Here is a 19,409-nt window from a genome sequence, read left to right as displayed (position 1 = left end):
CGGTGGGCGGCAGCCTTGCGCGTCTGTTGCCTGTCGCCGGCGGAAGGCGCGGTTCGGGCCGGGGCAACGGGATCCGGACCGCCGACGATCCGCGCCTCCGATCATGTGACCATGCCCAGTACGAGGAGGTCTGCGTGCGGTTGCGCAACGTCACACCCGGCGATGTCGACGCCTACGTCCGGATGCGGTGCGACCCCGTCATGACGGCCGACCTCGGCGGGCCGCTGCCGCGTGAGGGCATGTCCGACAAGGTGCGCCGGGACGCCGTCGCGGCGGCGGAGGACGTCCACTGGATCAAGATGATCATCCCCGATCCGGCCGCGCCCGACGTGGTGGCCGGGTCGGTGACCCTATGGTCCCATGACACCGGCGAAGGACCCGTCTCGGAGATCGGGTGGATGATCCTGCCGCGGTTCCAGGGCCGCGGCCTCGGCAGACGTGCGGCCCGGAGCCTTCTCGAACAGGCCCGGGACGAGGACCGCCGGGGCATCGTCCACGCGTTCCCGGCGACGGGCAACGCCGCCTCGAACGGCATCTGCCGGTCCCTCGGATTCCGCCTCGTCGCCGAGCAGAACGTCACGTTCGCGGACCGCGTCCCGCGGAGCAACCACTGGGTCATCGACCCGCGCACCGACCTCAAGCCGGCCTGACATCTGTCGCCTCGGGCCGGCGCCCGGCGGTCGTCAGCCGCGCAGCGTCGCGACCGCCTCGTCGAAGAGGCGTACGGGATCGTCGGTGCCACCGGAGCGGTACCACGCGTCGACGGCCGCGTCGAAGCAGGCCAGCGCGGCGGCGACGAACGCCAGGGCCCGTGGATCGGGGTCCGGGGTCGGCGGGAGGCCGAGGCGGCGCTGGACGCCGGGGGCCAGCAGGGTCTGCCAGCGCAGGTGCTTCTCCAGGTGGCGGGCGCGCAGGGAGGGTGCCTCGTGGTGGATGCGGGCGAGGGTGAACTGCTCCTCCGGGGTCGACCCGGCCGGCCGGAGGGTCAGAAAGGCCGCCCGGACGGCCGTCCAGGCCGACTCGTCGTCCGGGCGGGCCTCCAGCGCGGCCCGTACCGACTCGCCCAGGGCCTCGGTGTCGCCGAGGACCAGGTCCTCCTTGCTGCCGAAGTAGTGGAAGAAGGAGCGGCGCGAGATGCCGACGGCGCTGGTGATCTGGTCGACGGTCGTCGCCTCGAAGCCCTTCTCCGCGAAGAGCTGTATGGCGGTGGCGGCGATCTCCTCGCGGGCCGCGCGGCGTGCGCGCTCTCGGAGCGTGGGGGTGTCGGCCATGCACCCAGCCTATAACTTCGTATCGAGCGCACATCGTGCATCGAGAGCAGCACGGCGGGCCGAGTGCACACATTGCACCGAGTGCAAGATGCTGCCTACAGTGCAGGTATGACACCGATCGACTACTCCGGACAGACCACCATCGTCACCGGCGCCAGCTCCGGCATCGGTACCGCGTTCGCCCGTGAACTGGCCCGCCGCGGCTCCGACGTGGTCCTCGTCGCACGGCGGCTCGACCGCCTGGAGGCGCTCGCCTCCGAACTGCGGGCGCGGCACGGCGTACGGGCCACGGCAGTGCCGCTCGACCTGAGCGAGCCGGGCGCCGGCCGGCGGCTGGCCGCCGATCTGGACCATCGGGGCATCCGGGCCGACGGCCTGGTGAACAACGCCGGATTCGGCACCAACGGCGCCTTCCACCAGGAGGATCCCGACCGTCTCACCGATGAGATCAACGTGGACGTGGCCAACCTGGTCGACCTCACCCGCGCGTTCATCGAACCGCTCCGCGACTCCGGCCGGGGCATCCTCGTCAACGTCGCGAGCGCGGCGGCCTACACACCCAGCCCCGCGATGGCGGTCTACGGCGCCTGCAAGGCCTTCGTCCTCAGCTTCACCGAGGCGCTCTGGTACGAGTCGCGCGGCACCGGCCTGCGGGTGCTCTCGCTCGCCCCGGGCCTGACCCGCACCGAGTTCTTCGACGGCCTGAACGGCGGGGCCTACCGGGGCAGTTACCAGACCCCCGAGCAGGTGGTCGCGACCGCGATGCGCGTCCTCGACCGCGGCCGGCGGCCGAGCGTGCAGTCGGGCCGGCTGAACGCGCTCATGGTGGGCCTGCCCCGCCTCTTCACCCGCCGGCGTGCCGTCCTGCTCAGCGGACGGGTCTCGGAGCGGTCCTCGGGAGCGGAAGCCACGACGGCGGCGGCCTAGCCCGAACAGAACCCGAACGAACCCGACCGGACTCCACCGGCGCGGCTCACTGGGCGACCAGTTCCCGCACCACCGTGCCCGGGGTCTCCCGCACCCGCAACGTCCGCCACAGCCACAGCACGTCCCGTCCGAACGACCACACCAGCAGCCCCAGCGCGAGCAGTGCCACCCCGGCGTTCGCCGCGTGCGGCAACAGGCCCGCGCCCGCCAGCAGGAGCAACACGCCCTGGAGCGCGGCCACCGTCTTGCGGGCCGTGCTCGGCGGCAGCGGGGCGGTCAGCCACGGCCACACCCGGGCCGCGGCGACGAACACGTACCGCATGCCGCCGATCAGCAGGACCCACGGTCCCAGGTCCATCGCGACATACACGCTGAGCACCAGGATGAGGAACGCGTCGACCTCCATGTCGAAGCGGGCGCCCAGCGGCGAGGACGTACCGGTGCGGCGGGCGACCTTGCCGTCCACCCCGTCCAGGATCAGGGCCACGGCCGTCAGCCCGACGAGGAGGGAGGCGGGCGGCGCGCTGCGGAAGGAGTCCGCGACCAGCGCGGTGACCCCGCCGACCAGGACGGCCCGGCCGAGGGTGACCCGGTTGGCCGGGCCGAACGACGCCGGCCTGGAGCGGTGCAGGGCCCGGGAGAGCACCGCCCAGGTCGCGAACGCGAAGGCGAGGCCGGTCAGCCAGCCCGCCGTGCCCATGCCGATCAGCGTGCCGAGCAGTGACAGAAGCAGGATCTGCGCACCCGCTCCCACCGCCGTCTCCTGCTGAACGGGCCTCGCGTCGTACGCGTCGTACGTGTTGTTCAGGGCCACCGAACACCCTCCGGCCGTGTGACAGAGTCGATCAACGCCGCTACCTTGTGCGCGGCCTGTGCATCCCTCGGTACGTGGGCGGCTTCCCGATCGTTCAGGAGGACATCGATGACGCGGACGACGCGGACGACGCGGACGGCGGAGACGAGGCGCACCGCACGCGCCTTCTGGATCGACTCCCCGGGCCGGGGCACGATCCGGGACGTGGAGCTGCCCGAACCCGGGGCGGACGAGGTGCTCGTGCGGACGCTCCACACCGGCGTGAGCCGCGGCACCGAGACCCTCGTCTTTTGCGGCCGGGTGCCCGAGAACCAGTACGCCGCCATGCGCGCGCCGTTCCAGGAGGGCGAGTTCCCCGGCCCGGTGAAGTACGGCTACCTCAACGTCGGCCTGGTCGAGGAGGGCCCGCGGGACCTGGTGGGGCGTACCGTCTTCTGCCTCTACCCGCACCAGACCCGCTACGTCGTCCCGGCCGCCGCCGTCACCCCGGTGCCCCCCGGGGTCCCCGCCGAACGGGCCGTGCTCGCCGGCACAGTGGAGACCGCCGTCAACGCCCTGTGGGACGCGGCGCCACTGCTCGGCGACCGGATCGCCGTGGTCGGCGGCGGCATGGTCGGCTGCTCCGTGGCCGCCCTGCTGGCCCGCTTCCCGGGCGTCCGTGTCCAGTTGGTCGACGCCGACCCGGCCCGCGCGAAGGTGGCCGAGGCACTCGGCGTCGGCTTCGCGTCCCCCGCCGACGCCCTCGGCGAGCGCGACCTCGTCGTCCATGCCAGTGCAACGGAACAAGGGCTCGCCCGGTCACTGGAACTGCTCCGCCCCGAGGGCACGGTCCTCGAACTGAGCTGGTACGGAGACCGCCGCGTCGCCCTCCCGCTCGGCGAGGCCTTCCACTCGCGGCGCCTGACCCTGCGCAGCAGCCAGGTCGGCACCGTCTCCCCGGCACGCGCCGCCACCCGCGGCTACGCCGACCGGCTCGCCCTCGCCCTCGACCTGCTCGCCGACCCGGCGCTCGACGCGCTCGTCACCGGCGAGTCCGCCTTCGACGAACTGCCGGACGTGCTGCCGGGGCTGGCCGGTGGCGAGATCCCCGCACTGTGCCACCGGATCCGGTACGACCGGCAGAACACCGGCGCCTGACCTTGCGAAAAGACGTACGGGCCGCTGAACAAGGGAAGGCAACCACCCGTAATAGACGGCACCCCGCGCAGCGATCGGCGGGGGATCAGACGTGCCACACCTGGAGGGTCGTCCGTTGTTCAGCATCACCGTCCGCGATCACATCATGATCGCCCACAGCTTCCGCGGCGACGTCTTCGGGCCCGCGCAGCGCCTGCACGGAGCGACGTTCCTGGTGGACGCCACCTTCCGGCGCGAGCAGCTGGACCAGGACAACATCGTCGTCGACATCGGCCTCGCCACCCAGGAACTGGGGGCCGTCGTCAGTGAGCTGAACTATCGCAACCTCGACAACGAGCCCGACTTCGCCGGTGTCAACACCTCCACGGAGTTCCTGGCCAAGGTCATCGCCGACCGGCTCGCCGAGCGCGTGCACAAGGGCGCGCTCGGCGAGGGCGCCAAGGGCCTGGCCGGCCTCACCGTGACCCTGCACGAGTCCCACGTCGCCTGGGCGAGTTACGAGCGTGCGCTGTGACCGACACCTCCATCGAAACGACGGCCGCGCGCACCCGCCTCGCCTACGTCCCCGCGCAGACCTCCGCGAAGGCCTCGGCCCCGAGGAACGAGGGGATCATCCCCATGTCCCTGCGCTCCGTGCACTTCGTCATGCCCGGCGCGGTCGACGACCCGGCCGCGCCGAGCGGCGGCAACGCCTACGACCGCCGGGTACGGCTGGACCTGCCCGGCTTCGGCTGGCGGGTGCGGAGTCTGCCCGTGGCCGGCGACTGGCCCCGGCCCGACGACACCGCCCGCGCCGAACTCGCCCGCGCCCTGCGGCGGTTGCCGGACGGCGCGGTCGTCCTCCTCGACGGTCTTGTCGCCTGCGGGGTGCCCGAGATCGTCGTACCGGAGGCCGAGCGGCTGCGCATGGCCGTCCTCGTGCACCTCCCGCTCGGCGACGAGACCGGCCTCGACCCCGCCGTGGCCGCCGAACTGGACGCCCGTGAACGCGCGGTGCTGCGGGCGGTCCCGGCCGTCGTCGCCACCAGTGACTGGGCGGTCCGCCGCCTCGTCTCCCACCACGGACTCGACCCGGCCCGCGTCCATGTCGCCGTCCCCGGCGCCGACATCGCGCCCCTCGCGCCCGGCACCGACGGCGTCTCCCGGCTGGTGTGCGTCGCCGCCGTCACCCCGCGCAAGGGCCAGCACCGGCTGGTGGAGGCGCTGGCCGCGGTCACCGAACTGCCGTGGAGCTGCGTGTGCGTGGGCGGGCTCGGCCAGGATCCCGTGTACGTCGAGCGGCTGCGCGCGCTGATCGCGCGGCACGGTCTTGAGGACCGGCTGGTGCTGGCGGGACCGCGGGCCGGCGCCGAGCTGGACGCCACCTACTCCACCGCCGACCTGATGGTCCTCACCTCGTACGCCGAGACGTACGGCATGGCGGTGACCGAGGCCCTCGCGCGCGGCATCCCCGTGCTGGCCACGGATGTCGGCGGGGTCCCCGAGGCGGTCGGGCGCGCGCCCGACGGCGGGGTGCCCGGCATCCTCGTCCCGCCGGAGGCCCCCGCGGCACTCGCGGCCGAGCTGCGCGGCTGGTTCGGCGAGGCGGACGTACGACGCCGGCTGAAGGCCGCGGCACGCGGGCGGCGCGCCGCCCTGAACGGCTGGGCGAGCACGGCCCAGAGCCTGGCCGGGGTACTGCACCGGCTGCCGAGCGAACCCGGGAGGGCGGTATGAGGAAGACCCCGACACCCACCGAAGCGGTCATCCCGGCCCAGCCCGGCCCGCGGGACGCCCCCGGGGCCGCGAACGCCGTGATACCCGGCGCGGGTCCGGTCGGCCGGCCCGGTGAGCGCCCTTACGACCACCGCCTGGACCCGCGTCAGGACGGGCGGCCGGAGGGACTCGCGGGGCAGATCGCCGAGCGGGCCACCCTGCGCCTCCGTGAGGCCCCGGGACAGGGCCAGGACCAGGAGCAGGGCCAGCCCGACGCCCCGCCGCGCTACGCGCCCGAGTGGCTGCGGCTGCGCGAGAGCGCCGACGCCGCCGCGCGGGCCCACGACCTGCTCGACCCGCTGCGGATCCGCCTCGCCAACCTGCCGCGGCGCGGCGGCGGACTGGTCGTGCACGACGTGGGCTGCGGCACCGGTTCCATGGGGCGCTGGCTCGCTCCGCTGCTCGACGGAGCCCAGCACTGGGTGCTGCACGACCGCGACCCCTATCTCCTGCACTTCGCCGCCGTCGCCGCCCCGCGCTCGGCCGCCGACGGCAGCCGTGTCACCGTCGAGACCCGCCGCGGAGACCTCGCCCGGCTCACCCCCGACGCGCTGACCGGCGCCGCGCTCGTAACCGCGTCCGCGCTGCTCGACGTCCTCACCACCGAGGAGATAGGCACCCTCGCCGCCGCCTGTGCCACGGCCGGCTGCCCGGCCCTGCTGACCCTCTCCGTCGCCGGGCGCGTCGACCTCACCCCCGCGCACCCGCTGGACCCGGAGATCTCCGAGGCGTTCAACGACCACCAGCGGCGTAGCGGCATGCTCGGTCCGGACGCGGTCACCGCCGCGGCCGAGGCCTTCGCGGAGCACGGCGCCACCGTACGGGCGCACCCCAGCTCCTGGCGGCTCGGCCCCGACGAGGCCGAACTCACCGCCCAGTGGCTGCCGGGCTGGGTCGGCGCGGCCGTCGAACAGCGCCCGGAGCTGCGCGAGCGCGCCGACCGGTATCTGGAGGAGCGTCTCGCGGCCTGCTCGGCCGGGGAGTTGCGCGTCGTCGTGCACCACACCGACCTGCTGGCCCTGTGCCGGCCGACGGGCGGGGTCTCGTGAGCGCACCGGCGGCGGGGGACCTGCCGACAGCCGTACCCCAGGACCCCCCGGCCGCCGCCGGCCCGCGCCCCCGCCGCGCCCTGCGTACCCACCTCGGCACCCTCGCCGGCACCGCCATCCTCGCCGTGCTCCTGTGGCGGATGGGCACCGGTGTCTTCCTGGACGGGCTGCGGCGGATCGACGGACCCGCGTTGCTGGTGGCGCTCGGGATCGGGCTCGTCACCACGGTGTGCAGCGCCTGGCGTTGGGCCCTGGTGGCCCGGGGACTGCGCATCCGGCTGCCCCTCGGGCCGGCCGTCGCCGACTACTACCGCGCCCTGTTCCTCAACGCGGCCCTGCCCGGCGGCGTCCTGGGCGACGTGCACCGCGCGGTACGGCACGGGCGCAGCACCGGCGACCTGGGGCGGGGCGTGCGGACCGTCGTCCTCGAACGGGCCGCGGGACAGCTCGTGCTGATCGGCGCCGGAGCCGTGGTGCTGTTCACGATGCCGTCCCCGGTGCTGGCCGAGACCCGGCGCGTCACCCCGCTCGTGGTCCTGGCCGTACTGGGCGCGCTCGCCGTCGTCCTCGCCCTGCGCATGAACCGGGCACCCGCACGCCGGGGCCGGGCGGCGCGGGCGCTGCGCACGACGCTCGGCGAGGCGCGCGAGGGGCTGCTGTCCCGGCGGAACTGGCCCGGAGTCGCGGTGTCCTCGGCCGTCGTGCTCGCCGGACATCTCGCGATGTTCGTCCTTGCCGCCCGGGTGGCCGGCAGCGGCGCCTCCCTCGCCGCGCTGACGCCGCTGGCCGTACTGGCGCTGCTCGCCATGGGCCTGCCGCTGAACGTGGGCGGCTGGGGCCCCCGGGAGGGCGTCACCGCCTGGGCGTTCGGCGCGGCCGGACTGGGCGCGGGCACCGGGCTCGGCGTGGCCGTGGTGTACGGGGTGCTCAGCTTCGTGGCGAGCCTGCCCGGCGTCGTCGTGCTCGTCGTCCGCTGGTACGCGGGTCTGCGCGCCGGCCCCGGGACGGCCGAGGGCACCGCCGAGCGCGCCGCCGTACCGGGTCCGGAGCCGCGGCACGCGCCGCGCGGACCCTATCCGTCCTCGCCGTCGCGCACCGTGGCCGTCTCCGGCGTCAGCAGTGCGAAATACGCCCCGAAGGAATCCACGAGACTCGCCAGCAGTTCCTTCCCCTTTTCCGCCGAAGCCAGCGAAGGACGCCCGATGACACCGGAATCGGTATAGGCGGACATACCGAGGGAGAGCAGATGACGCCGGTCGTCAGCGACGAAATCGGCGGCCTCGTAACCGGGCCGGACCGATTCGGGACGCGTGTGCAGAAGAATGGAGGTCTCGATTTCCCCCGCGTGCATGTCGGTGAGCAACGAGGTGGCCACCCCCGCCCGTTCCCGCGCCGTCTCCCAGTCCTCCGCGGCCGGGAACAGCGCCATCCGCTCACCGCGCGCGGAGGACTCCTGAACGACGTTGCCCAGTACGTAGTTTCCGCCGTGCCCGTTGACCACCACCAGGGCGTCCACGCCCGAGCGGCGCAGCGAGTCGGCGATGTCCCGTATCACGGCGTGAAGGGTCACCGAGGAGATGCTGACGGTCCCCGGCCAGTCCGCGTGCTCGTGCGAGCAGCCGATCGTCACCGGCGGGAGCCGGTGCACCGGGTACGCGGCGGCCAACTCCGCGGCGATGGCGCAGGCGACGAGCGTGTCGGTCGCCAGCGGCAGATACGCGCCGTGCTGCTCGAAACTGCCGACCGGCAGCACCGCGACCTGTCGCGGAACTCCGGCGCCCCGCTCGCGCACATCCTGCGTGGTGTCCGCCGGCACAAGTGAAACGTCCATTCCCGCACGGCCTTTCGTCTCGGTTGAGCAATCGGTTGAGGGATCCGCACAGGGATCCGTCGAGGGATCTGTTGAGGAACGCGAGAATCATGACAGAAAATATCGGTGTACTCGGCAAGAAAGCATCGCAGCGCACGGACGTGGAACGCGTCGTGGTGACGCCCCTGCCCACCGTGTACGGGGAATTCCGGGCGTACGGCTATCTCGACCACGAACGCGGTGACGAGCAAGTGGCGCTCGTGCACGGCGATCTGGGCGCCGAAGGCGTGCTCACCCGGCTGCACTCGGAGTGCCTGACGGGCGACGCCTTCGGCTCCCAGCACTGCGAGTGCGGCGACCAACTGGCCTCCGCTCTGCGGTCGGTGGTCGCCGCGGGCAGCGGCGTGGTCGTCTATCTTCGCGGGCACGAGGGGCGCGGCATCGGGCTGCTCGCCAAGCTGCGCGCGATGGCCTTGCAGGCGGAGGGCCTGGACACGGTGGAGGCGAACCTCGCCCTCGGCCTGCCGGTGGACGCCCGGGACTACGGTGTGGCCGCCCGCATCCTGGAGGATCTCGGGGTGCGGTCGGTGCGCCTGATGTCCAACAACCCGCGCAAACGGGAGGCGTTGGTACGGCACGGCATCCAGGTCGCCGAGCAGGTGCCGCTGCTGATACCGCCGTGCGAGAGCAACATCACCTATCTGCGGACCAAGCGGGAGCGGCTGGACCACCACCTGCCCCACCTGGACGCGCTGGCGCACCTGACGTCGTGAGCGTCCCGGACCGGTCCGGGACGGTCCTCGCTCAGCCCGTCAGGGCCTCGTGCACGAGCCGCTTGAGGTCCGGGTAGACCGTGTGCGAGGACCTGGGGCGCACCTGGGTCATGAACTGCACCGTCAGATCACGGCCCGGGTCCACCCAGAAGGTGGTCGTCGCCACTCCGCTCCAGCCGTATGCGCCGAGCCCGGAGGGCGACCGCGTCCGGCTCGGGTCGATCACCACGGAGACGCCGAGGCCGAAGCCGATGCCGTCGTTGCAGGGCCCGTCGTGTGCCGGGCGGCTGCCGAAGGCGCGCAAGTCGGCGTCGCCGGGCAGGTGGTTGCGGGTCATGAGGTCCACCGTCCCGGGGGCGAGCAGGCGGACTCCGTCGAGTTCGCCGCGCAGCCGCAGCAGTTCCGCGAAGCGGTGCATGTCGTACGCGGACGAGACCAGGCCGCCGCTGCCCGAGAGGAACCGCGGCCTGCCCCGCAACGGCAGCCCGGGGACCGGCTCGATGCCGCCGTCGTCCGTCTCGCCGTACAACTCGGCCAGCCGGGCGGCCTGTTCGTCGGTGACCTGGAAGCCGGTGTCCGTCATGCCGAGGGGCCGGAAGATCCGCTCGGCGCAGAACACGTCGAGCGGCTGCCCGGACACCACCTCCACGAGCCGGCCGAGCACGTTGGTGGCCACCGAGTAGTTCCACCGTGTGCCGGGCTCGAACTGCAGGGGCAGACTCGCGTACAGGTCGACCGTCTCGGCCAGGTCCGCGTCCGGTGGCGCGGACGAATCGAGCCCCGCCGCGCGGTACAGCCCGTCGACGGGGTGGGAGTGGTAGAAACCGAAGGTCAGACCGGCGGTGTGGGTCAGCAGATGCCGGACCAGGACCGGACCGTCGGCCGGCCGGGTCACGACGCCGTCCGCGGCCCCCTCGACATACACCCGAGGCTCGGCGAAGGCCGGCAGATACCGGTCCACCGGGTCCCCGAGCGACAGCAGCCCCTCCTCCGCCAGCATCAGCGCGGCCACGGAGGTGACCGGCTTGGTCATGGAGTAGATCCGCCACAGCGTGTCGGGGGTCACCGGCAGTCCCGCGGCCATGTCCCGCCGGCCGTGCGCGGTCAGATGGGCGACGCGTCCGCCGCGGGCGACGGACACCAGGAACCCCGGCAGCCGCCCTTCGTCGACCTCCTGGATGAAGTGCCGGTCGAGCCGGTCCAACGCCTTCACGTCCAGCCCGGCCGCTTCCGCGTCGACCTCCTGTCGCAGCGGTGCCATCCCCATCGCCCTCCTTGGTCGTTCATCGAGGTGGGTCCGGCCTACCCCGCGTACGCGCACTCAGGCCTGGGAAGCGTGCGGAAACACACCGGTGGTTCAGCTTTGGGGGCGTGCGGCCCAGACGGTGCGTTCGGTGCGGACCGCGAGGTCGTCGCGGCGCAGGATGCTGTGCGGCCCGTCGGTGTCCAGCAGCCGGTCCAGCGCGGCCACGTCGTCGGGCGACAGCGCGTCGACCGCGGTGGGGCGCATGCGGCGCAGCACACCGACCGCGTAGCGGCCGACCGTGGCGTTGCCGGAGCCCGCGATGTCGACGCCGACGGTGCGCTCGCCCTCGATCGTGAAGCCGGCCGCGGTCAGCATGGGGCCCCAGTCGGCGCCGCGGTGGGACACGTGTTCGGCGTGGTGGCGCTCGCTCGCGGCGTGGCAGCGTTCCTCCAGGCCGGGCCGGTCCTCCGGAGCGTCCTCGGGCAGGAAGCGGGGGAAGCCGGCCAGTTCGACGACGGCGAACAGCCCGCCGGGCGCGAGCAGGCCGTGGACCGAGCGCAGCGCGTGGCCGGGGTCGGCCATGTGGTGCATCGAGGCGGAGGCCCACACCAGGTCGGGTGTGCCGAGGTCGGGCCAGTGGGCCGCGTCGAGGTCGGCCCGCACGGTGCGCACCCGCTCCAGCACTCCCTTGGCGCACGCCTTCTCGCGCAGGCGGCGCAGGTGCTCGTCCGAGGAGTCGACGGCGGTGACGTGCGCCTCGGGGAAGCGGTCGAGGAGGGCGAAGGTGCCCGCGCCCGGCCCGCTGCCCAGGTCCACGATCCTGCGCGGGGCCGCCCCGACGGGCAGCCACGCGGTGATGGCGGCGGTGTGCTCGGCGAGGACTTCCGCGTCCAGGTCCAGGATCTCCGCCTGCCCGGCGGAGTCGACGACGTGCTCGGGGCCGCGGTGTGCCCCGTCGGGAACGGTGTGCGTGGGTGCGTGGGTCATAAGGCCACGCTAGAACGGTCATGCGCGAACGGCACGACATCTTTCCGTATCGGCAAGAAGATGGCCGCCCGGCAGGCCGCACACGCAAGGGACCAGCCGGCTCGCCACGGGTCAGTACAGCCGGCGGGCGTCGCGCAGCTTGAGGATGTACGCCGCGGTCAGCGCGACGCCGCGGTCCTCGTCGTGGGACAGATCCACCAGGGCATGTGACGCCGCGGGCCCCGGGATGTCCGCGAGCGCCTGGGCCAGCCGCCGGCGTACGGCGGGTCCGGCGGCGCCGTCGGCGAGGCGGCCGACGAGCCCGGCGGCGATCCGGTCCGCCGAGACGGGATCGCCGGCCAGCGCGCTCAGGGCGTCGGCCGCGTCGGCGTCGTTCCGCTCCTCGACGATCATGTCGACGAGCGTCGGGACCGCGTCGGCCACGCCTCGCTCCCCGAGCGCCAGGGCCGCGCACCCGCGGACCACGTCGTCGCGATGGTCCGCGAGGGCGCCCCGCAGCAGCGCGGTCGCCGCGTCGCCCGGAATCTCGGCGAGGGAGCGTACGGCACGCTCGCGCACCTCGGCGGCGGGGGAGCCGAGGCCCTCCGCCAGCAGCGCCGACGCCTCCTCGCCGGACTGCGCCAGGGCCCAGCGGAGGGCTCCGGCGACATTCGGGTCCCGCTCCCGCAGCACGGCCTCGACCAGCGCCTCCACCGGAAGGGGGACATCCTCGACCGCCGACAGGGCCGCGCGCTGCCGCGCCCCCGCGTTCTTCGAACCCAGGGCGTGCAGGAGCGCGACCGTCCGCAGGACACCCTCCCAGTCGGAGGGTTCCGCGGCACCGATCCGGCGCAGCCGCGTCAGCAGCTCCGTCTCCGCGGCGATGCGCTCCCGGGTCCGGCGGACCAGGTCGTCGACGAGTTCCGCGGGCGCGAAGCCGGGGTCGTCGAGCGCCCGCCCGACATCGTGCAGCGACAGTCCCAGAGACCGCAGGCTCTCGATGTGGAAGATCCGCCGGATGTTCTCGCCGGAGTACTCCCGGTAGCCGGAGCCGGTACGGCCGGTCGGCCGCACCAGGCCGAGCGACTCGTAATGCCTGAGCATGCGGGCGCTGACCCCGGACCGTCGCGCGACATCGCCGATCAACACCGCCTACCGTCCCTCCCGGCCGGCCCCGCCCAGGGCCACGACGCGCTTCGCCTCCTCGATCGCGAACCCGAATCCGGCCTCGGGGTCGCGCCACAGCCGTTCCGTGGCGATCGCGTGGGCGCGCACCCCGGGGTCGGGATCCGTCGCAGCGGCGTCCAGGGCCGGCGACATCGCCTCCCCGAGCGCGATCAGCGCCCGGCTCAGGCTCAGCCGCGTCTCGTGCCCGCCGCGCCCGAGCTGTGTCGCCAACACTACGGCCAGCCCGTGCTTCTCGGCCTCGGGCACCAGGACGACCGCTGCCCGCCAGGCGCTCCGGGCCACCTCGTCGTCGGGATCGGACAGCAGTGCCGGTGTGATCGCCGGCCACGCCCGCCGGTCCCCGATCTTGGACAGTGTGTGCAACGCCTGGCTCCGCGCCCGCGCACGCCCGGAGCGGACCTCGTCCACCAGGAGCGGTACCGCCGACGACGCCGCGTGGCGGGTGAGTGCCCAGGTCAGCATCTCGCGCACGGAGAAATCGGGTTCGACCGCGCATCGCTCGACGAGTTCGCCGAGGTGCCCGGGGTCCGGCGCGGTACCGGCCGCCAGCGCCGCCCGCAGCCGGACCGACGCGCTGTCGTCCTCCAGGGCCCGGAGAACACGCGGTGTGTTCGGGTCGTCCTTCGGCATGGTCATCGGGACCACCTCCTCGGCCACAGTGAAGACCTTGCCAACGTGTCAAGGTCAACCCGGGCCGGGCCGCCTACTTCTTCGCGGCCTCCACCGCGTGCCCGCCGAACTGGCTGCGCAGCGCGGCGACCATCTTCATCTGCGGCGAGTCGTCCTGCCGGGACGCGAACCGGGCGAAGAGCGAGGCGGTGATCGTGGGCAGCGGCACGGCGTTGTCGACGGCCGCCTCGACGGTCCAGCGGCCCTCGCCGGAGTCCTCCGCGTACCCGCGCAGCTTCTCCAGGTGGTGGTCGTCGTCGAGGGCGTGGACGGCCAGGTCGAGGAGCCAGGAGCGGATGACGGTGCCCTCCTGCCAGGACCGGAAGACCTCGCGGACGTTCTCCACGGAGTCGACCTTCTCCAGCAGCTCCCAACCCTCGGCGTACGCCTGCATCATGGCGTACTCGATGCCGTTGTGGACCATCTTGGAGAAGTGCCCGGCGCCGACCTTCCCCGCGTGGACGAAGCCGTACGGGCCGTCGGGCTTGAGGGCGTCGAAGATCGGCTTGAGGTCCTCGACGGTCTCCTGCTCGCCGCCGACCATCAGGGCGTAGCCGTTCTCAAGTCCCCACACACCGCCGGAGACACCCGCGTCGACGAAGTTGATGCCGCGCTTGCCCAGCTCCTCGGCGTGCCTCTCGTCGTCCGTCCAGCGGGAGTTGCCGCCGTCGACGACGGTGTCGCCGGGCTTGAGCAGCGTCGCCAACTGGTCGATGACGTACTGGGTGGTGCCGCCGGCCGGGACCATCACCCAGACCGCGCGCGGCCGTTCCAGGCTCTCCACGAGGTCGACCAGGCTGCCGACGTCGGCCCGCTCGGGATTGGTGTCGTATCCGACGACGGTGTGACCGGCGTTGCGCAGGCGCGCGCGCATGTTGCCGCCCATCTTGCCGAGACCCACAAGACCGATCTGCATGTCAGTGCACTTCCTTCAGTTCACGGTAGGCGGCCACCAGCGCGGCCGTGGACGGATCGAGGCCGGGCACGTCGGCGCCTTCGGAGAGGGCGGGTTCGACGCGCTTGGCGAGCACCTTGCCGAGTTCGACGCCCCACTGGTCGAAGGAGTCGATGTCCCAGATCGCGCCCTGGACGAACACCTTGTGCTCGTAGAGCGCGACGAGTTGGCCGAGTACGGAGGGGGTCAGCTCAGTGGCGAGGACGGTCGTGGTGGGACGGTTGCCGCGGAACGTCTTGTGCGGGACCAGTTCCTCCGGCACGCCCTCGGCCCGCACCTCGTCCGGCGTCCTGCCGAAGGCGAGCGCCTGGGTCTGTGCGAAGAAGTTGGCCATCAGCAGGTCGTGCTGGGCCTTCAGCCCGTCGCTCAGTTCGGCCACGGGCCGGGCGAAGCCGATGAAGTCCGCCGGGATCAGCTTGGTGCCCTGGTGGAGCAACTGGTAGTACGCGTGCTGCCCGTTGGTGCCCGGCGTGCCCCAGACCACGGGCCCCGTCTGCCACTCCACGGGGTTCCCCGCGCGGTCGACGGACTTGCCGTTGGACTCCATGTCGAGCTGCTGGAGGTAGGCCGTGAACTTCGACAGGTAGTGGCTGTACGGCAGTACCGCGTGCGACTGCGCGTCGAGGAAGTCGCCGTACCAGACACCCAGCAGACCGAGGATCAGCGGGGCGTTGGCCGGGGCCTCGGCGTTGCGGAAGTGCTCGTCGACGATGCGGAAGCCGTCGAGCATCTCCCGGAAGCGGTCCGGGCCGATGGCGATCATCAGGGAGAGGCCGATCGCCGAGTCGTAGGAGTACCGGCCGCCGACCCAGTCCCAGAACTCGAACATGTTGGCCGTGTCGATGCCGAACTCCGCGACCTTGCCGGCGTTCGTCGACAGCGCGACGAAGTGCTTGGCCACGGCGCTCTCGTCACCGAGCGCGTGCAGCAGCCAGGTACGGGCGGAGGTGGCGTTGGTGACCGTCTCGATGGTGGTGAACGTCTTGGAGGCGATGACGAACAGCGTCTCGGCCGGGTCCAGGTCGCGGGTGGCCTCGTGCAGGTCGGCGCCGTCGACGTTGGAGACGAAGCGGACGGTCAGCTCGCGGTCGGTGAAGGCGCGCAGTGCCTCGTAGGCCATGGCGGGGCCGAGGTCGGAGCCGCCGATGCCGATGTTGACGACATTGCGGATGCGCTTGCCGGTGTGGCCGGTCCACTCGCCGGAGCGGATCCGGTCGGCGAAGCCGGCCATCCTGTCGAGCACGGCGTGCACCTGGGGCACGACGTTCTCGCCGTCGACCTCGATCACCGCGTCCCGCGGGGCGCGCAGCGCGGTGTGCAGCACGGCGCGGTCCTCGGTGGTGTTGATCCGCTCGCCGCGGAACATGGCGTCGCGCAGGTCGAACACGCCGGTGGCGACGGCCAGTTCACGCAGCAGGGCCAGCGTCTCCTCGGTGACCAGGTTCTTGGAGTAGTCGATGCGCAGATCGCCGACGCGCACGACATACCGCTCCGCCCGGCCGGGGTCCGCGGCGAACAGCTCGCGCAGGTCCGGCCGCGGCAGCGTGTCCTTGCGGTAGTCGGCCAGCGCGGTCCACTCGGGCCGCCGGGTGAGCCTCGGGGAGTCAGACATGAACAGGGGTCTCCTTGACGGCCGCGCCGCGCAGGGCGACGGCGTACATCTCGTCCGCGTCCAGGCGCCGCAGCTCCTCGGCGATCAGTTCGGAGGTGGGGCGCACCATCAGCGCGAGGGAGCGCGGGGGCTGACCGGGCAGGGACATCGTGGCGAGCGGACCGTCCGGCCGGGCGATGACGATCTCGCCGGCCGCGGTGCCCAGGCGGACGGCCGTGACGACAGGACCGTCGCTGACCAGGCGGTCGACCCGGACGTCCAGGCGGGCCTCCAGCCAGCGGGCCAGCAGCTCCGCCGACGGGTTGTCCGCCTCGGCCTCCACGGCCGCCGAGGTCACCGGCACCCGGGCCTGGTCCAGCGCCGCGGCCAGCATGGAGCGCCACAGCGTCAGCCGGGTCCAGGCGAGATCGGTGTCGCCCGGCGCGTAGGTGTGGACCCGGCGCTCCAGGGCCTCCATCGGCCGCTCGACCGAGTACAGGTCGGTGATCCTGCGCTGGGCCAGCGTGCCCAGCGGGTCCTTCGCGGGGTTGTCGGGCGCCTCCACCGGCCACCACACGACGACCGGCGCGTCCGCCAGCAGCAGCGGCAGCACGACCGAGTCGGCGTGCTCGGACACCTCGCCGTACATGCGCAGCACGACCGTCTCGCCGGTGCCGGCCTCGGAGCCGACGCGGACCTCGGCGTCGAGGTGCGTGCCGGTGCGGTCGCGCAGATTGCGGGCGTGCCGCTTGATGACGACCAGGGTGCGCGAGGGGTGCTCGTGCGAGGCGTCCTCGGCCGCCTTGGTCGCGTCGTAGGCGTTCTCCTCGTCCGTGACGATCACCATCGTCAGGACCATGCCCACGGCCGGGGTCCCGATGGCGTGGCGGCCCCGCACCAGCGCCTTGTTGACCTCGCTTGCCGTGGTGTCGGTCAGATCGATCCTCATGGCCTGCGCCAGCTCCGTCCGTCTTGTGCGAGCATCTCGTCGGCTTCCCGCGGTCCCCAGCCGCCCGAGGCGTACCGCGTGGGCCTCCCGTGCGTGGCCCAGTACTGTTCGATCGGGTCGAGGATCCGCCAGGACTCCTCCACCTCCTGGTGGCGCGGGAACAGGTTGGCGTCGCCCAGAAGGACGTCCAGGATCAGCCGTTCGTACGCCTCCGGGCTGGACTCCGTGAAGGACTCGCCGTACGCGAAGTCCATGGACACGTCCCGGATCTCCATCGAGGTGCCCGGTACCTTGGAGCCGAACCGCACCGTCATGCCCTCGTCGGGCTGGACGCGGATGACGATCGCGTTCTCGCCCAGTTCCTCCGCCGCGGTGCAGTCGAAGGGGGAGTGCGGGGCCCGCTGGAAGACGACCGCGATCTCGGTGACCCGGCGGCCCAGCCGCTTGCCGGTGCGCAGGTAGAAGGGGACGCCCGCCCAGCGGCGGTTGTCGACGCACAGCTTGACCGCCGCGTAGGTGTCGGTGGTGGAGACCGGGTCGATGCCCTCCTCCTCCAGGTAGCCGGGCACCCGCGCGCCGCCCTGCCAGCCGTCCGCGTACTGGCCGCGCACGGTGTGCCGGCCGAGGTCGTCGGGCAGCCGCACCGCCCGCAGCACCTTCAGCTTCTCGGTGAGCAGCGACGCCGCGTCGAAGGAGGCGGGCTCCTCCATGGCGGTCAGGGCCATCAGCTGGAGCAGGTGGTTCTGGATGACGTCACGGGCGGCACCGATGCCGTCGTAGTAGCCGGCCCGGCCGCCGATGCCGATGTCCTCGGCCATGGTGATCTGCACATGGTCGACGTAGGAGCGGTTCCAGATCGGCTCGTACATCTGGTTGGCGAAGCGCAGCGCCAGGATGTTCTGGACGGTCTCCTTGCCCAGGTAGTGGTCGATGCGGAAGACCTGATCGGGGGCGAAGACCTCGTGCACCAGCGCGTTCAGCTCGCGGGCGCTGTCCAGGTCGCGGCCGAACGGCTTCTCGATCACCGCACGGCGCCAGGAGCCGTCGGGCGGGTCGGTCAGCCCGTGCCTCTTGAGCTGCCGGACGACCTTCGGGAAGAACTTCGGCGGTACGGAGAGATAGAAGGCGTAGTTTCCGCTGGTGCCGCGGGAGGCGTCCAGCTCCTCCACGGCCTTGCGCAGGTGCTCGAAAGCGGTGTCGTCGTCGAAGTCGCCCGGGACGAACCGCATGCCCTCGGAGAGCTGCTGCCAGACCTCCTCGCGGAACGGCGTACGGGCGTACTCCTCGACCGCGTCGTGCACGACCTCGGCGAAGTCCTGGTCCTCCCAGTCCCGGCGGGCGAAGCCGACCAGTGAGAAGCCCGGCGGCAGCATGCCGCGGTTGGCCAGGTCGTACACGGCGGGCATCAGCTTCTTGCGGGAGAGGTCGCCGGTGACGCCGAAGATGACCAGCCCGGAGGGGCCCGCGATCCGGGGCAGGCGGCGGTCCTGCGGATCGCGCAGGGGGTTGCTCCAGTCGAGCGGTGCCGCCGGCTCGACGGCCGGTCCGCCCGAGCCCTCGGCCTGCGTCCCCTCGGCGGCGCCGGCCGTCCCGGTCGTCCCCGCGGCCCGGGGGGCCTCCGACGCCCCGGCCGCCCCTGCCACCCGCGCCGCGCGGGCCTCCTCGGCCTGCTCGGCGTGCAGCGGTCCCGCGGCCTCCTGGGCCGTGCGGGCCTCCTTGGCTTCCTTCGTCGCCTTGGTCTCGTAGACCGTCGTAGTGGGAAGCTCCTCGCTCATTCCCCGTCAACTCCCTTGCTGTCGAGGGACTTCGTCACGGCGCCGAGCGGCTCCACGGCCGCGGGGCCGGCCCGGGTCGGCGCGTACCCGCCGGTGAGCGTGCCGCCCCGCGCACCGCCGTGATCGGCGGCGGCGTCCAGGTCCTCCATGTACAGGGTGTCGCGGAATGCCGAGTCCTTCACCCCGGGCGGACGCCCACCGGGGCGCGGGGGAGCGGTGCGGGCCCCGCCCGGCGCGGTCGGGCGCCGGAGTGCTGCCGCGGTCTCGGTTGCTTCGGTCACTGTGATCATCTTCGCTTTCTGCCGGCCCCGGCGAGCGCCGGGTACGGGGCGACGGCCGGCGATCTGCCGTGGATCCGCCCCGGACAGGTCCACCGCTTCCCGCCGCAGAGCGAGTACCGCGGAACGGTGCGGGCCATGCGGCCCGGCTTCCGGCCCCGCGCCACCGTGGAGGCCACCCACCCCCACCGCTGCGACCTGCCGTTTCCGCTCCGCTGCGACGAGGCCATGACGAAGGGGCCCCACACGTGTGAGT

Annotated in this window: 19 protein-coding genes and 2 pseudogenes; 9 read left to right on the top strand and 12 right to left on the bottom strand. The window is 72.9% G+C overall.

Annotation, left to right across the window (positions count from 1 at the left end):
• The first annotated feature begins 134 nt into the window (after positions 1-134).
• On the top strand, positions 135-650 hold the full coding sequence (locus AC4IHM_RS04450; RefSeq protein ID WP_490865775.1) for a GNAT family N-acetyltransferase: 516 nt from the start codon (positions 135-137) through the stop codon (positions 648-650).
• Between the two features lie 33 nt (positions 651-683).
• Here AC4IHM_RS04450 and AC4IHM_RS04445 read toward each other — a convergent pair whose 3' ends face one another.
• Positions 684-1,271 carry a TetR/AcrR family transcriptional regulator gene (locus AC4IHM_RS04445; protein ID WP_490865774.1) on the bottom strand — a complete coding sequence of 196 codons (588 nt, stop codon included), beginning with the start codon at positions 1,269-1,271 and terminating at the stop codon, positions 684-686.
• A gap of 108 nt (positions 1,272-1,379) precedes the next feature.
• On the opposite strand from AC4IHM_RS04445, the gene AC4IHM_RS04440 reads away from it, so the two are divergent.
• Positions 1,380-2,198: an SDR family NAD(P)-dependent oxidoreductase gene (locus tag AC4IHM_RS04440; protein ID WP_490865773.1), complete on the top strand. Its 819-nt coding sequence runs from the start codon at positions 1,380-1,382 to the stop codon at positions 2,196-2,198.
• A gap of 46 nt (positions 2,199-2,244) precedes the next feature.
• Here AC4IHM_RS04440 and AC4IHM_RS04435 read toward each other — a convergent pair whose 3' ends face one another.
• Entirely contained in the window at positions 2,245-3,012 is a 768-nt protein-coding gene (locus AC4IHM_RS04435) for a CDP-alcohol phosphatidyltransferase family protein (protein WP_490865772.1), read from the bottom strand.
• Positions 3,013-3,120: 108 nt separating this feature from the next.
• Between AC4IHM_RS04435 and AC4IHM_RS04430 the strand changes: the two genes are divergently transcribed.
• The 5 genes from AC4IHM_RS04430 (at position 3,121) to AC4IHM_RS04410 (ending at position 8,176) form a co-directional block, all read left to right on the top strand.
• A complete protein-coding gene (locus AC4IHM_RS04430) occupies positions 3,121-4,149 on the top strand; it encodes a zinc-dependent alcohol dehydrogenase (protein ID WP_490865771.1) in 1,029 nt (342 codons plus the stop codon).
• A gap of 115 nt (positions 4,150-4,264) precedes the next feature.
• On the top strand, positions 4,265-4,663 hold the full coding sequence (locus AC4IHM_RS04425; protein ID WP_490865770.1) for a 6-pyruvoyl trahydropterin synthase family protein: 399 nt from the start codon (positions 4,265-4,267) through the stop codon (positions 4,661-4,663).
• Entirely contained in the window at positions 4,660-5,865 is a 1,206-nt protein-coding gene (locus AC4IHM_RS04420) for a glycosyltransferase family 4 protein (RefSeq protein ID WP_490865769.1), read from the top strand. The genes AC4IHM_RS04425 and AC4IHM_RS04420 overlap by 4 nt, the downstream gene beginning before the upstream one ends.
• Positions 5,862-6,953, top strand: a complete 1,092-nt coding sequence (locus AC4IHM_RS04415) for a trans-aconitate methyltransferase (protein WP_490865768.1) — start codon at positions 5,862-5,864, stop codon at positions 6,951-6,953. The genes AC4IHM_RS04420 and AC4IHM_RS04415 overlap by 4 nt, the downstream gene beginning before the upstream one ends.
• Positions 6,950-8,176, top strand: coding sequence for a lysylphosphatidylglycerol synthase transmembrane domain-containing protein (locus AC4IHM_RS04410; RefSeq protein ID WP_490865767.1), 1,227 nt, complete (start codon positions 6,950-6,952; stop codon positions 8,174-8,176). The genes AC4IHM_RS04415 and AC4IHM_RS04410 overlap by 4 nt, the downstream gene beginning before the upstream one ends.
• Here AC4IHM_RS04410 and AC4IHM_RS04405 read toward each other — a convergent pair.
• Positions 8,059-8,784: pseudogene (locus tag AC4IHM_RS04405) on the bottom strand (creatininase family protein); the annotation flags it as partial. The gene AC4IHM_RS04410 and the pseudogene AC4IHM_RS04405 sit on opposite strands and share 118 nt — an antisense overlap.
• 89 nt (positions 8,785-8,873) lie before the next feature.
• Here AC4IHM_RS04405 and ribA point away from each other — a divergent pair.
• Complete coding sequence (gene ribA, locus AC4IHM_RS04400; RefSeq protein ID WP_490865766.1) at positions 8,874-9,536, top strand: GTP cyclohydrolase II; 663 nt, start codon at positions 8,874-8,876, stop codon at positions 9,534-9,536.
• A gap of 31 nt (positions 9,537-9,567) precedes the next feature.
• Here the strand turns inward: ribA and AC4IHM_RS04395 are convergent, their stop codons facing one another.
• From AC4IHM_RS04395 to AC4IHM_RS04355, 9 genes are all read right to left on the bottom strand, one after another.
• Positions 9,568-10,797, bottom strand: coding sequence for a serine hydrolase domain-containing protein (locus AC4IHM_RS04395; protein WP_490865765.1), 1,230 nt, complete (start codon positions 10,795-10,797; stop codon positions 9,568-9,570).
• A 96-nt stretch (positions 10,798-10,893) separates the two neighbouring features.
• Entirely contained in the window at positions 10,894-11,769 is an 876-nt protein-coding gene (locus AC4IHM_RS04390; protein ID WP_490865764.1) for a class I SAM-dependent methyltransferase, read from the bottom strand.
• A 111-nt stretch (positions 11,770-11,880) separates the two neighbouring features.
• Positions 11,881-12,897, bottom strand: a complete 1,017-nt coding sequence (locus AC4IHM_RS04385; protein ID WP_490865763.1) for a HEAT repeat domain-containing protein — start codon at positions 12,895-12,897, stop codon at positions 11,881-11,883.
• A gap of 3 nt (positions 12,898-12,900) precedes the next feature.
• Entirely contained in the window at positions 12,901-13,572 is a 672-nt protein-coding gene (locus AC4IHM_RS04380; RefSeq protein WP_490865762.1) for a HEAT repeat domain-containing protein, read from the bottom strand.
• Between the two features lie 67 nt (positions 13,573-13,639).
• The gene (gene gnd / locus AC4IHM_RS04375) at positions 13,640-14,521 is read right to left on the bottom strand and encodes a phosphogluconate dehydrogenase (NAD(+)-dependent, decarboxylating) (protein ID WP_490865761.1); all 882 of its coding nucleotides are present in this window, start codon (positions 14,519-14,521) and stop codon (positions 13,640-13,642) included.
• A gap of 1 nt (position 14,522) precedes the next feature.
• Positions 14,523-16,172, bottom strand: coding sequence for a glucose-6-phosphate isomerase (pgi, locus tag AC4IHM_RS04370; RefSeq protein ID WP_490865760.1), 1,650 nt, complete (start codon positions 16,170-16,172; stop codon positions 14,523-14,525).
• A complete protein-coding gene (opcA, locus tag AC4IHM_RS04365) occupies positions 16,165-17,100 on the bottom strand; it encodes a glucose-6-phosphate dehydrogenase assembly protein OpcA (protein WP_490865759.1) in 936 nt (311 codons plus the stop codon). The genes pgi and opcA overlap by 8 nt, the downstream gene beginning before the upstream one ends.
• Entirely contained in the window at positions 17,097-18,875 is a 1,779-nt protein-coding gene (zwf, locus tag AC4IHM_RS04360; protein WP_490865758.1) for a glucose-6-phosphate dehydrogenase, read from the bottom strand. The genes opcA and zwf overlap by 4 nt, the downstream gene beginning before the upstream one ends.
• Positions 18,872-19,156, bottom strand: coding sequence for a hypothetical protein (locus AC4IHM_RS04355; RefSeq protein WP_490871013.1), 285 nt, complete (start codon positions 19,154-19,156; stop codon positions 18,872-18,874). Before AC4IHM_RS04355 ends, zwf begins: the two co-directional genes overlap by 4 nt.
• Positions 19,157-19,192: 36 nt before the next feature.
• Between AC4IHM_RS04355 and AC4IHM_RS04350 the strand changes: the two are divergent.
• Positions 19,193-19,393 (top strand): annotated as a pseudogene (locus AC4IHM_RS04350) (AraC family ligand binding domain-containing protein); the annotation flags it as partial.
• Positions 19,394-19,409: the final 16 nt, after the last annotated feature.

The organism is Streptomyces sp. SL06, assembly GCF_058244745.1.
The sequence above is the reverse complement of the archived record's forward strand: the minus strand, read 5'-3'. Positions and strand labels throughout refer to the sequence as shown.